Origin of the sequence: Klebsiella sp. MS 92-3 (assembly GCF_000195655.1) — a bacterium.
Classification (GTDB): domain Bacteria; phylum Pseudomonadota; class Gammaproteobacteria; order Enterobacterales; family Enterobacteriaceae; genus Klebsiella; species Klebsiella pneumoniae.
The window spans coordinates 5,246-18,812 of record NZ_GL882828.1 but is presented as its reverse complement, the minus strand read 5'-3'; the positions used below and the strand labels follow the sequence as shown (position 1 = coordinate 18,812).

15 protein-coding genes are annotated in these 13,567 nt (G+C 56.6%); 11 read left to right on the top strand and 4 right to left on the bottom strand.

Annotation, left to right across the window (positions count from 1 at the left end; all coding sequences use genetic code 11):
- Positions 1-44 precede the first annotated feature (44 nt).
- Together yghB and metC are read right to left on the bottom strand one after the other, a co-directional pair.
- The gene (gene yghB / locus HMPREF9538_RS09415) at positions 45-704 is read right to left on the bottom strand and encodes a DedA family general envelope maintenance protein YghB (protein WP_002916791.1); all 660 of its coding nucleotides are present in this window, start codon (positions 702-704) and stop codon (positions 45-47) included.
- Between the two features lie 131 nt (positions 705-835).
- Positions 836-2,023, bottom strand: coding sequence for a cystathionine beta-lyase (gene metC, locus HMPREF9538_RS09420; RefSeq protein ID WP_004149836.1), 1,188 nt, complete (start codon positions 2,021-2,023; stop codon positions 836-838).
- 42 nt (positions 2,024-2,065) lie between these two features.
- On the opposite strand from metC, the gene HMPREF9538_RS09425 reads away from it, so the two are divergent.
- From HMPREF9538_RS09425 to HMPREF9538_RS09460, 8 genes are all read left to right on the top strand, one after another.
- Entirely contained in the window at positions 2,066-2,281 is a 216-nt protein-coding gene (locus tag HMPREF9538_RS09425; RefSeq protein WP_009485595.1) for a hypothetical protein, read from the top strand.
- Positions 2,274-3,005 carry a tol-pal system-associated acyl-CoA thioesterase gene (gene exbB, locus HMPREF9538_RS09430; RefSeq protein WP_004174395.1) on the top strand — a complete coding sequence of 244 codons (732 nt, stop codon included), beginning with the start codon at positions 2,274-2,276 and terminating at the stop codon, positions 3,003-3,005. Before HMPREF9538_RS09425 ends, exbB begins: the two co-directional genes overlap by 8 nt.
- A gap of 6 nt (positions 3,006-3,011) precedes the next feature.
- Positions 3,012-3,437, top strand: coding sequence for a TonB system transport protein ExbD (gene exbD / locus HMPREF9538_RS09435; protein ID WP_002916785.1), 426 nt, complete (start codon positions 3,012-3,014; stop codon positions 3,435-3,437).
- A 204-nt stretch (positions 3,438-3,641) separates the two neighbouring features.
- Entirely contained in the window at positions 3,642-5,060 is a 1,419-nt protein-coding gene (locus HMPREF9538_RS09440) for a glycoside-pentoside-hexuronide (GPH):cation symporter (RefSeq protein ID WP_009485594.1), read from the top strand.
- 13 nt (positions 5,061-5,073) lie between these two features.
- Positions 5,074-6,597: a glycoside hydrolase 43 family protein gene (locus HMPREF9538_RS09445; protein ID WP_009485593.1), complete on the top strand. Its 1,524-nt coding sequence runs from the start codon at positions 5,074-5,076 to the stop codon at positions 6,595-6,597.
- Positions 6,598-6,703: 106 nt separating this feature from the next.
- Positions 6,704-7,198, top strand: a complete 495-nt coding sequence (locus HMPREF9538_RS09450) for a TIGR00645 family protein (RefSeq protein ID WP_004105804.1) — start codon at positions 6,704-6,706, stop codon at positions 7,196-7,198.
- 121 nt (positions 7,199-7,319) lie between these two features.
- Positions 7,320-8,207: a YghX family hydrolase gene (gene yghX, locus HMPREF9538_RS09455; RefSeq protein WP_009485592.1), complete on the top strand. Its 888-nt coding sequence runs from the start codon at positions 7,320-7,322 to the stop codon at positions 8,205-8,207.
- A gap of 78 nt (positions 8,208-8,285) precedes the next feature.
- Entirely contained in the window at positions 8,286-8,573 is a 288-nt protein-coding gene (locus tag HMPREF9538_RS09460) for a DUF2623 domain-containing protein (RefSeq protein ID WP_002916743.1), read from the top strand.
- 72 nt (positions 8,574-8,645) lie between these two features.
- On the opposite strand, the gene yghU is transcribed toward HMPREF9538_RS09460, so the two are convergent.
- Both yghU and HMPREF9538_RS09470 read right to left on the bottom strand, forming a co-directional pair.
- A complete protein-coding gene (yghU, locus tag HMPREF9538_RS09465; protein ID WP_002916742.1) occupies positions 8,646-9,512 on the bottom strand; it encodes a glutathione-dependent disulfide-bond oxidoreductase in 867 nt (288 codons plus the stop codon).
- 47 nt (positions 9,513-9,559) lie between these two features.
- Complete coding sequence (locus tag HMPREF9538_RS09470; RefSeq protein ID WP_004150918.1) at positions 9,560-10,120, bottom strand: DsbA family protein; 561 nt, start codon at positions 10,118-10,120, stop codon at positions 9,560-9,562.
- A gap of 20 nt (positions 10,121-10,140) precedes the next feature.
- Here HMPREF9538_RS09470 and HMPREF9538_RS32365 point away from each other — a divergent pair, with 20 nt between their 5' ends.
- The 3 genes from HMPREF9538_RS32365 to HMPREF9538_RS09485 all read left to right on the top strand — a co-directional run bounded on the left by HMPREF9538_RS32365 (position 10,141) and on the right by HMPREF9538_RS09485 (position 13,532).
- Complete coding sequence (locus tag HMPREF9538_RS32365) at positions 10,141-10,263, top strand: hypothetical protein (protein ID WP_004217169.1); 123 nt, start codon at positions 10,141-10,143, stop codon at positions 10,261-10,263.
- A gap of 76 nt (positions 10,264-10,339) precedes the next feature.
- Entirely contained in the window at positions 10,340-12,205 is a 1,866-nt protein-coding gene (gene gss / locus HMPREF9538_RS09480) for a bifunctional glutathionylspermidine amidase/synthase (RefSeq protein WP_002916740.1), read from the top strand.
- Positions 12,206-12,350: 145 nt separating this feature from the next.
- On the top strand, positions 12,351-13,532 hold the full coding sequence (locus HMPREF9538_RS09485; RefSeq protein WP_009485591.1) for a PLP-dependent aminotransferase family protein: 1,182 nt from the start codon (positions 12,351-12,353) through the stop codon (positions 13,530-13,532).
- The last annotated feature ends 35 nt before the right edge of the window (positions 13,533-13,567 follow it).

Here is a 13,567-nt window from a genome sequence, read left to right as displayed (position 1 = left end):
GGGGGGGGGGGGGGGGGGGGCCCCGCCCCCCGGGCAGGTAAGCGTCAGGCGCTGCAATATTTCTTTTTAATGACCACGAACAGCGTGCCGAGCAGGCCAGCCAGCAGCAGGGCAATCGGCAGGATCATCAGACAGGTCATCACCTGATCTTCATGGCGCTTCACAAACGGGATCATGCTCAGCGCATAGCCAAGACCCGTCACCACACAGACCCACAGCAGGGCGCTCAGCCAGTTGAAGAACTGGAAGCGGCGGTTCGGCAGGCCAGAAATCCCGGCCATGGTTGGCAGCAGGGTGCGGACAAACGCCAGAAAACGGCCCGCGAGCAGCGCCAGCAGGCCGTGGCGGTCAAACATGCAGGTGGCGCGCTGATGGTACTTATGCGGCAGATGCGCCAGCCAGCCTTTCACCGTTTGCGTATTGCCCAGCCAGCGCCCTTGCACATAGCTCAGCCAGCAGCCGAGGCTGGCGGCGGCGGTCAGAATGGCGATAGTGGGCACAAAGTCCATGACGCCTTTAGCAATCAGCGCGCCGGCGAGCAGCAGCAGGCTGTCTCCCGGTAAAAAGGAGGCGGGCAGCAGCCCGTTTTCCAGAAACAGGGTCGCGAACATAACCAGATATACAACGCCCACAACGTGAGGGTTCGCCAATGCGGCAAAATCATGTTGCCACAGCGCGGCGACAATCTCTTGAATGACAACCATGGACTTTCCTAAGTGGTACCGTATTGTTGACTAGTGTACTCCTGAAGAGGCCCGAGCACCTTGATCCCGGGCGCAACAAAAGCGGCCGCTTTGCTAAAAAGCGTCCGCTATTGTTGCCACTGACTGTCACTTTACACGATACGCGCGAAGCCCGCTGCTAAATCCGCCTGCAGATCGTCAACATTTTCGAGACCAATGTGCAGGCGGATCAGCGTGCCGCTGAAGTCGACTTCAGCATCCGGTCGAATGTGGGCGATTTGCTCCGGCTGGTTGGCGAGAATCAGCGACTCAAAGCCGCCCCACGAATAGGCCATACTGAACAGGCTGAAATTGTCGAGATACTCCGCCAGTTCGGCATCATTGAGGCGCTTGCTGAGCACAAACGAGAATAGCCCGCTGCTGCCGGTGAAATCACGTTTCCAGAACTCATGACCTTTACTGCCGGGCAGGGCGGGGTGGTTTACCCGCGCCACCTGCGGGTGCTGCGCCAGCCACTCGGCGATGCGCAGGCTGCTTTCATGATGCTGACGCAGGCGAACGCCCAGGGTGCGCAGGCCGCGGCTGGTCATATAGGCAGTATCGGCGTCCAGCATTTGCCCCATCAGGTAGGCATTTTCACGCAGCTGCGGCCAGCAGCGCGCGTTCGCCACCGCGGTGCCCACCATGGCGTCGGAATGGCCGATCAGGTATTTGGTGCCTGCCTGAATGGAAATATCAATGCCAAAATCCAGGGCTTTAAACAGGATCCCCGCCGCCCAGGTGTTATCGATCATGATAATCGCTTCCGGGGCGACCTGACGCACGGCGGCGACTATCGCCGGCACATCGTGCACTTCCATGGTGATCGAGCCGGGCGATTCGAGGAACACCACGCGGGTCTCAGGGCGAACCAGACGGGCGATATCGGCGCCGATTAAGGGATCGAACCAGCTGGTGGTGACGCCGAGTTTGGCGAGAATTTTGGTACAAAAGTCCTGGCTTGGCTCATAGGCGGTATTGGTCATCAGCACATGGTCGCCTTGCTCGACAAACGCCAGGATAGTGTTAGCCACCGCCGCGGCGCCGCAGGGGAAGAGGGCGCAGCCGGCGCCGCCTTCCAGCTCGCACATCGCTTCCTGCAGCGAGAAATGGGTCAGGGTGCCGCGACGACCGTAGAACAGCTCGCCGTTGGCCCGATTGCGGGTGGCGTGCTTTTTGGCCTCGACGGTGTCGAAAACCAGCGATGACGCGCGCTGGATAACGCTGTTCACTGAGCCCTGGGTGTACTTTTTGCTCCGCCCGGCGTTGACCAGCGCGGTATCAAGATGTTTATCAGCCATGTTGACGAACCTGTTTTTATACGTCTGGACGTCTAAACTAACATGAATCTGCTTTTCTGTACCAGCGCACCGCCGATACAGGCGAAAATTTTACCAGGCCCGCGGTTAGCCGCTTTTTTACTGCGTAAGCGCAAGGAAAATAAACGTGATTTGCTGCACATTGTAAATACTAATGAGAACCACTATCAATTCGATGTCGTTTTGATATTATTGTGGGCAGATTTTGTGATTATCGTCGTGGAGATAGAGCGTGGGTAATAATTTGATGCAGGCGGATCTCTCCGTTTGGGGTATGTATCATCATGCCGATATTGTCGTTAAGGTGGTGATGATTGGCCTGATTCTGGCGTCGGTCGTCACATGGGCCATCTTCTTCGGTAAAGGGGCGGAAATCCTCGCCAGCAAGCGTCGCCTCAAACGTGAACAGCAGCAGCTGGCGGAAGCCCGCTCTCTCGATCAGGCCAGCGATATCGCCAGCGCCTTTGAGGCGAAAAGCCTCACCACCCAGCTTATCAATGAAGCGCAGAACGAACTCGAACTCTCTGCCGGTGCCGAAGACAATGAAGGCATCAAGGAACGAACCGGTTTTCGCCTTGAGCGCCGCGTTGCGGCGGTCGGTCGCCATATGGGGCGCGGTAACGGCTACCTGGCGACCATCGGCGCCATTTCCCCGTTTGTGGGCCTGTTTGGTACCGTCTGGGGCATCATGAACAGCTTTATCGGCATCGCCCAGACCCAGACCACCAATCTTGCGGTGGTAGCGCCGGGCATCGCAGAAGCGCTGCTGGCGACGGCCATCGGCCTGTTCGCCGCCATCCCGGCGGTGGTCATCTATAACATCTTCGCCCGCATGATCGGCAGCTACAAAGCCTCGCTCGGCGACGTCGCCGCTCAGGTACTCCTGCTGCAAAGCCGCGATCTGGACCTCAGCGCCAGCGGCGTGAAGCCGGTGCGCAGCGCGCAGAAATTACGGGTAGGTTGATCGGCTATGGCGATGCGTCTTAATGAAAACCTGGACGATAACGGCGAAATGCATGAGATCAACGTGACGCCGTTTATCGACGTCATGCTGGTTCTGCTGATTATCTTTATGGTGGCCGCGCCGCTGGCGACTGTCGACGTGAAGGTTAATCTGCCGGCCTCCTCCAGCCAGCCGCAACCGCGACCGGAAAAACCCATCTACCTGTCGGTGAAGGCGGATAAGAGCATGTTCCTCGGCAACGACCCGGTTACCGAAGCGAATATGATTAACGCCCTGGATAGCCTGACCGCCGGCAAAAAAGATACCACCGTCTTCTTCCGCGCGGATAAAACCGTCGATTACGAGACGATGATGAAAGTGATGGATACCCTGCATCAGGCGGGCTATCTCAAGATCGGGCTGGTGGGCGAAGAGACCGTCAAAGCGAAGTAACCTCCCCCTTTCCACTTTTCTCCTCAGGCTGGCCTTGCGCCAGCTTTTTAATAGGTGGCGCAATAACTTGTAAGACCAATCTTATAGATGTGTGACAACTTTCTCAGTTAACAGAAAACATAAACCCGATGCGAAAAATGACAATAGGATAGTTTTTATCCTGCCTCTACAGTGAATACCACTTCATCTGAGAGGGATTATATTGTGAATCACGATAATAAACTGTCATTTGCGGAGAAGCTGGGATATGGCATGGGGGATGCAGCCTGCGGTGTCGTTTACTCTTCGGTAACCATGTTTCTGACATGGTTTTATACGGATATTTACGGGCTTTCTGCTGCCGCAGTCGGAGTGATGTTCCTGGTGACGCGGGTTCTGGATGCGATTACCGATCCGCTAACCGGCATTGTTGCAGACCGTGTAAAGACCCGCTGGGGCCATTTTCGCCCGTGGCTTATCTGGTTTGCCGTACCTTATGCCGTGCTGGCGGTAATGACCTTCACGACTCCGGAATTTGGCGCATCGGGTAAACTGGTTTATGCCTACCTGACCTACACCTTACTCATGTTGTGTTACACCTTTATCAATATTCCCTACTGCGCATTGGGCGGAGTCATTACGCGTGATGAGAAGGATCGCCTTTCAGCCCAGTCATATCGTTTTACGATCTCATCTCTGGCCGGTCTGATGGTTTCTGTCGCAACCCTGTTCCTGGTGGATTTTTTCGGTAAAGAAAATAAGCAATTTGGTTTTCAGGCGACAATGGGAATCATGGGCGCGATCGCTATTGTAATGCTGGCTTTTTGCTTCTTCTCTACCAAAGAACGCGTGGCTCCAGCTGTTGAACAGCAGGGGAGCATACGCGAAGACCTCCGTCAGCTGCTGGCGAATGACCAGTGGCGTATTGTGGCGATAATTACTTTTTTCTCCAGTATGGCCGGGGTTATGCGCAGCGCCGCCACGCTCTATTATGCAACCTACCTGATGTTAGGCGGTGTGGAGTCAGCGGCGGGAACGGCCATGAAATCAGCATTTGTTTCCACCAGCGTCGTTGGCACGATTATCGGCAGCATCGCCGCCGGATGGCTGGCCAAGCGCTATCGCGCGGTATCGCTGTTTAAAAATATCAACCTCCTGCTGGTCCTGGTTGGCGTCGTAATGTTCTTTGTGCCGCCGACCTGGCTGCCGGTGGTGTTCCCTTTATACTTCCTGGTCGGCTTCTTCCATCAGATGTACCAGCCGTTTAAATGGAACATGATGGCCAACGCTGCCGATTATGGCGAATGGAAGTTTGGCCGTCGCATCACGGGATTATCCTATTCCGGTAATCTGTTTGCTTTGAAAATGGGCATGGCGGTTGCTGGCGCCGCCGTAGGTTTTTCGCTTGGGCTATTTGGCTATCAGGCGGGCGTAACGGCGCAGACTCCGCTGGCGACAATGGGAATTGTGGGGCTGTTAACCCTCGGTCCATCACTATCTTACCTGCTCCTGTGGTGGCTGGCGCGTTTCTATAAGCTGGATGACAAAATGATGCAGACAATTCAGCGCGAGCTGTCCATGCGTCAGCAGCAGGGGCATTCAGAGACGCATTTGCCGCTAAACGCCGTTCCGGAAAAGGCCTGAGGAGATGCGAAATATGACCCCTTCTGAATACCAAAATCCTATCTTATGCGCCGATTATTCCGACCCGGATATCGTGCGCGTAGGCGATGATTTCTTTATGGTCTCTTCCAGTTTTAACCATGTGCCCGCTTTACCGATCCTGCATTCAACGGACCTGGTTAATTGGACTATCATCAACCACGTTATGGATGAACTGCCGCTACCTGGTTATGACCGATATCAGCCGGGTAAGGGCGTATGGGCGCCGTCGATTCGCTGGCACGATGGCAAGCTGTGGGTCTGCTTCAGCACGCCAGATGAAGGTATTTTTATCTGCCATACCGAGGATCCGTGGGGGGAATGGAGCGCTGCGCACTGCCTGCGCGAGGCCAGAGGTTGGATAGATCCCTGCCCGTTCTGGGACGACAATGGTCAGGCCTGGTTGGTACATGCCTTCGCCCATAGCCGCAGCGGCATCAAGCATAAACTGCAGTTGTTTGCGATGGCGCCGGACGCCAGCGAATTGCTGGGCGAAGGGCAGATTATCTATGACGGCTGCTGCGATTTACCTACCCTTGAGGGGCCAAAGGTTTATCAACGCACCGGTTGGTACTACATCTTTGCTCCTGCGGGCGGGGTTGAAAATGGCTGGCAGACGGTACTGCGCGCGCGCCAGATGACGGGGCCCTGGGAAGCCAAAAACGTGCTTTTCCAGGGAAACACCTCGATAAACGGACCACATCAGGGCGGCTGGGTGGAGGGTGAGGAGGGCGAATGCTGGTTTGTTCATTTCCAGGACTTACACCTCTATGGCCGCGTGGTTCACCTCCAGCCGATGTCCTGGGGTAACGATGGCTGGCCGCGTATCGGTGAGCAGATTGGCAACTGCGGCGTCGGACAGCCGGTTTTACGTTGGCCGCGTCCTAAAGGGTTAACGCCTTCACCGGCAATGGCGCCGCAAACCAGCGACTATTTTGCGCAAGGCCAACCGGGAATACAGTGGCAGTGGCAGGCTAACCCCAGCCCTGAGTGGCTGCTGCCGGCGGAAGGCGAACTTCGATTACGCTGCGTCCCATTATCCGAAGTCGATGGACAGAGAGCGTTATACTGGGCGCCGCAGCTGTTGCTGCAGAAATTCCCGGCGCTAACTTTTAGCGCGAAAACAAGCGTAACGTTATATGCCGCTCAGGACGGTGATGCCGGAGGCCTGATCGTATACGGCGAACGCTACGCCGCTTTGCTGGTGGAGTTTGGGCAAGGGAGTTACCGGCTCGTGTGGCGACACGGTTGGATGAGCGATGCGGGCGTGGTGCGCGAAACTCGTCAGGTTCTTGCTGAGCTTAAGTGCGGCAAGTGTCAGCTGCAGGTGGCCGTAGGCGAAAGCGGCCTGTGTCAATTTTCCTGGCGAGCCGAGGAGGAGTGGCGGAAGGTTCCTCTTTGTTTTGCTGCCGGGAAGGGAAAATGGGTCGGCGCGAAATTTGGCCTGCTGGCTGCTTCAATGGTTGGCCTACAAAGCGAGGGCTACTCCGCTTTGCAGGACTTTGAGGTCATACTTTAAAGAAACCGTTTCTGGCCGCCTGCAGATGACGCGGGCGGCTGATGTTGCATAAGCGTTACCCTGTTGCGATATAATGGCGGCCGTTTATGTTAACTGACAGGATCTTATGGAACGCTTTCTGGAAAATGCTATGTACGCCTCGCGCTGGCTGCTGGCGCCGGTTTATTTTGGCCTCTCGCTCGGTCTGATTGCGCTGACCATCAAATTTTTTCAGGAGATCTTCCACATACTGCCGCATATTTTTAGCGTCAGCGAGTCGGATATGATTCTGACCCTGCTGTCGCTGGTGGATATGACCCTGGTGGGCGGTTTGCTGGTGATGGTGATGTTCTCCGGGTATGAAAATTTTGTCTCGCAGCTGGATATTAACGAGGGTAAAGAAAAACTCAGCTGGCTGGGCAAAATGGACGCGACTTCGCTGAAAAATAAGGTTGCCGCCTCCATCGTGGCGATCTCCTCTATTCACCTGCTGCGGGTGTTTATGGATGCGAAAAACGTCCCGGACAATAAGCTGATGTGGTACGTGATTATCCACCTGACCTTCGTGCTTTCGGCCTTTGTGATGGGCTACCTTGATCGTCTGACCAAAGTGAAACACTGATCCCTTCTCTCCCGGCGGTGTTAGCCGCTGGGCTGTTTCTCCCCGTTTAATGCTTTTCTGGGCTGGCGTATGTCCGGGCTTCTGCTTTGCTTAAAGAGCGCTTAACAACGGAGGCAGGGTGATGACGCGATTAACGGCCAAAGATTTCCCGCAGCAGTTGCTCGAATATTATGACTACTATGCCCACGGCAAAATCAGTAAACGCGAGTTTCTCCAGCTGGCGGGGAAATATACTGTCGGCGGGATGACCGCGCTGGCGCTGTTTAATCTGCTGAAGCCCGACTATGCCCTGGCAGAGCAGGTACCGTTCACCGACCCGGATATCCGCCCGGAGTATATTCATTATCCCTCTCCTGACGGTCACGGCGAAGTGCGGGCTTACCTGGTGACGCCGACAAAAATAGCCGACAAAGCGCCCGCTGTGGTGGTGGTGCATGAGAACCGCGGCCTGAACCCCTATATTGAAGATGTAGCCCGGCGGGTAGCGAAAGCGGGGTACATCGCGCTGGCGCCGGATGGCCTGAGCGCCGTCGGCGGCTATCCGGGGAATGATGATGAAGGCCGCGCCCTACAGCAGAAAGTCGATCCCGTGAAGCTGATGAATGATTTTTTTGCGGCGGTCGCGTTTATGGCGAACTATCCACAGGCGACGGGGAAGGTCGGTATCACCGGTTTTTGCTACGGCGGCGGCGTCAGCAACGCGGCGGCGGTGGCGATCCCGGAGCTGGCCTGCGCGGTGCCGTTTTACGGTCGCCAGCCGCCGCTGAAGGAGGTTGATAAAATTAAAGTACCGCTGCTGCTGCACTATGCCGGCCTCGATAGCGGCATTAATGAAGGCTGGCCTGCCTATGAACAGGCGTTGAAGGAACACCATAAAGTCTACGAGGCGTATTTCTATCAGGGCGTGAATCACGGCTTTCATAATGATTCCACGCCGCGCTACGATCGGGCTGCGGCTGATCTGGCCTGGCAACGCACGCTGGCATGGTTTGAGAAGTATTTACGCTAGCGCCACCGTCATAAATAGCGCTACCGCTCGCTCAAAAAAACGCTATATAATTTATTATATAACGATTGGGAGGGCGCGATGGAAAATCATTTTGGCAAAGGCTTAATGGCGGGGCTACAGGCATCCTATGCTGACACCGCCGCGCATGCGGCGAATTTTTGCGCCGACTATAAACGCGGGTTTGTGCTCGGCTACTCGCACCGCATGTTTGAAAAAACCGGCGACCGCCAGCTCAGCGCGTGGGAGGCGGGGATCCTCACCCGTCGCTATGGCCTTGACAGAGATATGGTGATGGATTTCTTCAAAGAAGGTGGGTCGGGTATGGCGATGCGCTATTTTCTGGCGGGCTATCGGCTGGAAAGCTAAACAGGACGGCTTCGCAGGCGGAACCGTCCTGTAGTGGGAACCCTTTCCCGTCCACGGGAAAGGGTGAAGACCTTACGCCTGGCGCTTATCTTCCGTTTGGGTGTCAAAGTCGCGGGCGTCATGGCGCTCATGCAGCTGCTCATTGAGCGGGCCGTTGGTGCGGTTGACGATGCGTCCGCGCTTGACGGCCGGGCGGTTGCCGACATCCTGCGCCCAGCGCAGCACGTTTTTATAGCTCCCGGCGTCGAGGAACTCCGCCGCGTTATAGACATTGCCCAGCACTACGTTGCCATACCACGGCCAGACAGCCATATCGGCGATGGTGTACTCCTCGCCGGCCACATAGCGACCGCGGGCGAGCTGTTTGTCCAGCACGTCGAGCTGGCGTTTGGCTTCCATCGTAAAGCGGTCGATCGCGTACTCGATCTTCACTGGCGCATAGTTATAGAAGTGGCCGAAGCCGCCGCCGAGGAACGGCGCCGCGCCCTGCAGCCAGAACAGCCAGTTGAGGGTTTCGGTGCGACCGGCAGGATCTTTCGGCAGGAAGAAACCAAATTTTTCCGCCAGATAGAGAAGAATGTTGCCGGACTCAAATACCCGGGTCGGCGGCGTGGTGGAATGGTCGCTGAGGGCCGGGATCTTCGAGTTCGGGTTGATCTCGACAAAGCCGCTGGAAAACTGATCCCCTTCGCCAATGCGTATCAGCCAGGCGTCGTACTCCGCGCCGCTGACGCCCAGCGCCAGCAGCTCCTCCAGCATGATCGTCACCTTCTGGCCGTTGGGCGTGCCGAGTGAGTATAGCTGGAGCGGATGGGTTCCCACCGGCAGGACGCGTTCATGAGTCGCGCCGGAAACGGGACGGTTGATGTTGGCGAACGCGCCGCCGCTGTTTTGCTTCCATTCCCACACTTTTGGTGGCTGGTAGTTTTGCTCTGACATGCTGGTTTGCCTTTTTCGTGGATGTACAAAAAGTGTAGCAGGTGACCTCAGGCCATAATCCGTGCGGCCCACACGCTGACATCATCGCCGCTGCCCAGATCCGGCTGCACCAGGCCGTTGACCATAAAGGTCGGCGAGACATGGATGCCGTTCTGACGGGCGTATTTACTGTGCCACTTGATCACGTCCTGCAGCTCCGGGCGGGCAAAGGCGGCCCCCAGCAGCACGTGACTGTAGCGTTCAATGCGCTCAATGATTTGCTGCGGCGTGGCGTTCATGTTCGGCCCGCTGCAGTGATCGGTAAACTCAAACTCTTCCCGATGGTCGGCCACGGCCTGCATCACCTTATGCGCCTGCTCTCTGCCGTGCGGCAGGGTGGACGCGGCGAGGATGCAGCGGACGATAACCCCGGAGAACAGATGCCACGGCTGCGACTGCAGGCGTATCTTGATGGTCACGTTATCGGCGCCGACCTCATCGAGCAGATCGTCGAGTTTATTAAACGCGCGGACAGAGTAGGGGCAGGTGGGCTCAAGGAACACCTCAAACGTCCGCGGGCCGTGTCCCCAGACCAGCGGTTGGGCATTCAGATGCGAGGGTGTGCTCATTGTCGACTCCTGATGTTGCGTTGTTTTTTTGTTATATCACCGATAACGATATCACTTTTGTTTCCGGCTGCAGGGTTATTTTCCTTAACGGCACGATTAGCGAAACGAATGAGTGGTATCATCGTTACACCTCTGTCTGGTAAGTGCCTGCGGCAGGATAAGAAGAGGGAGTTTTGTTTCGCCAACTGCCCGGGCTGCATTAATTTGAGGTCAGGCTAAATGAGCAAAGGATCGACAAGCAGTGACGCCCCGTTTGGGACATTGTTAGGCTATGCACCCGGTGGCGTAGCGATTTATTCATCGAATTACAGTAGCTTAAATCCGCAGGACTACCCGGATGACGCGACGTTTCGCAGCTACATCGGTAATGAGTATATGGGGCATAAATGGCAGTGCGTGGAGTTTGCGCGCCGCTTTCTGTTCCTGACCTATGGCTTTGTCTTCACCGATGTGGGGATGGCTTATGAAATCTTCTCCCTGCGTTTCCTGCGCGAAGTGGTCAATGACAATATTCTGCCGCTGCAGGCCTTCGCCAACGGCTCCCGCCGTCCGCCTATCGCTGGTTCGCTGCTGATCTGGCAGAAGGGGGGCGAGTTTAAGCACACCGGCCATGTGGCGGTGATCACCCAGCTTGTCGGCAATAAGGTGCGTATCGCCGAGCAGAACGTGATTCACTCGCCGCTGCCGCAGGGCCAGCAGTGGACCCGCGAGCTGACCCTCGAGGTCAACGACGGCCGGTACACCATCAAAGATACCTTTGCCGATACCGAAATTTTAGGCTGGATGATCCAGACCGCCGATACCGAACACAGCCTGCCGCAGCCGGTGCTGCCGGGTGAGGCGATGGCCATCAAAGGCGCGCGGCTGCCAAACAACGGCCAGTTTCGCGGTAAATGGCTGAACGAGAAAGACCCGCTGCAGAAAGCCTACGTGGCAGCCAACGGTCATTTCATCAACCAGGATCCCTATCAGTATTTCACCATCAGCGAAAGTGCCGAACAGGAGCTGATCAAAGCCACCAACGAGCTGCACCTGATGTATCTGCACGCCACCGATAAGGTGATGAAGGATGACAACCTGCTGGCGCTGTTCGATATTCCGAAAATTCTCTGGCCTCGTCTGCGCCTCTCGTGGCAGCGCCGCCGTCATCATATGATCACCGGGCGCATGGATTTTTGCATGGACGAGCGCGGGCTGAAGGTGTACGAGTACAATGCCGATTCCGCTTCCTGCCATACCGAAGGCGGGCTGATCCTCGAACAGTGGCTGAAGCAGGGCTACTACGGCACCGGCCACAATCCGGCGGAAGGTCTGCTCGATGAGCTGGCGGGGGCGTGGAAACACAGCCGGGCGCGGCCCTTCGTCCACATCATGCAGGACAAGGATCTGGAAGAGAACTACCACGCGCAGTTTATTCAGCGTTCGCTGACCCAGGCCGGTTTTGAGAGCAAAATTCTCTTTGGCCTTGATGAGCTGCGCTGGGACGCTGCCGGTCAGCTGATCGACGCCGACGGGCGGCTGGTCAACTGCGTCTGGAAAACCTGGGCATGGGAAACCGCCATTGAGCAGGTGCGTGAAGTCAGCGCCGAGGAGTACGCGGCGGTACCGATTCGTACCGGACATCCGCAGAATGAGGTGCGGCTGATTGACGTCCTGCTGCGTCCTGAAGTATTGGTATTCGAACCCCTGTGGACGGTGATCCCCGGCAACAAAGCCATTCTGCCGGTGCTGTGGTCGCTGTTCCCGCATCATCGCTATCTGCTGGATACCGATTTTGAGGTTAACGACGAGCTGGCGAAAACCGGCTATGCGGTGAAGCCTATTTCCGGGCGCTGCGGGAACAATATCGACCTGATCGGCCCTCAGGATGAACTTCTGGATAAGACCAGCGGCCAGTTTGTCGATCGCAAGAATATCTACCAGCAGCTGTGGTGCCTGCCGAAAGTGGACGGTAAGTACATTCAGGTGTGCACATTTACCGTCGGCGGTAACTACGGCGGTACCTGCCTGCGCGGCGATTCGTCGCTGGTGGTGAAAAAAGAGAGCGATATCGAGCCGTTAATCGTTTTGAAAGACAAAGCATGACGTACGAAACCCGGGTAGCGGCATACCCCTGTCCGGGTGACAACGTACTGAAAAGGATAGCCCCGGCATGGTAAGCGCTGCCGGGGAGCACCTGCAACAAAGCCAAGATAATTAACACAACAACAAGACAGAAAAGGAAAATAGTATGCACGATCGGCGTCTCGCCGCCCGCGCGGGTGAACTCAAGCCCTCCGCCGTCCGCGAACTTCTCAAGCACAGTAAACTGCCCGGCGTGATTTCGCTTGGCGGCGGCATTCCGGCCCCGGAACTGTTTGATACCGAAGGCCTGGAGCTGGCGGTGCAGAAGGTGATGAGCGAGCGTTTTAATGACGCATTCCAGTACGGTCTGACGGAAGGCTACCCGCCGCTGCGCCAGGCGGTGAGTGAAATTTGCCACTCCCGTGGCGTCGCCTGTTCAGCCGCCCAGGTCTATATCACCTCCGGCTCCCAGCAATCGCTGGATATCGTTACCCGTACGCTGCTCGATCCGGGCGATACTATCGTCGTTGAGCGTCCCACTTATCTGGCGGCGCTGCAGGTATTTCAGCTGGCGCAGGCCAATATTCTCAGCGTTGACACCGACGATGACGGGATGCTGGTGGAGCAGCTGGCCGACCTGCTGGAGACCACCCGCGTCAAAGCTGTTTACCTGGTGCCGACGTTCGGCAATCCCGGCGGCAAAACGCTGAGCGAGGCGCGTCGTCGCCGGCTGGTTGAGCTGGCGAAAAAATATGATTTCGTCATTCTGGAAGACGATCCCTACGGCGAAATTAGCTTTACAGACGCCGTTAGACGCCCGCTCTATCAGCATGCTGTCGAGCTGGGCTGTGAAGATCAGGTGGTTTACACCTCGACTTTTTCGAAAATCCTCGCGCCAGGGATGCGTATCGGCTGGATCGTCATGCCGGACTGGCTGGCGCAGCAGACGGTGATTGTGAAGCAGGCGGCGGATCTGCATACCAATATGCTGTCGCAGGTGATCACTGCGGAATACCTCAGTCTGAACCGGCTGGATAACCAGATTGCGTTGATTCGCGAAGACTACCGCAAGAAGTGCGTGGCGCTGGCCGATGCGCTGGAAAGCCGCCTTGGCGAGCACCTGGAATTCAGCCGCCCGCAGGGGGGGATGTTCCTGTGGGCGCGTTTCCGCTATCCGTTCGATACCATGGAATGGATGAAGAAAACGCTGGAAAACGGCGTGGTGTACGTCCCGGGTGAAGCGTTCTATCACGATAAGCCGGATACCCGTACCCTGCGTCTTTCTTACTCCACGGTGTCAGAAGCCGGATTGCTGACGGCCGTTGAGCGGCTGGCGGCCTCCCTGTAACGTCTCTGCTGTGCGCCGCTTTTCGGCGGCGCGCA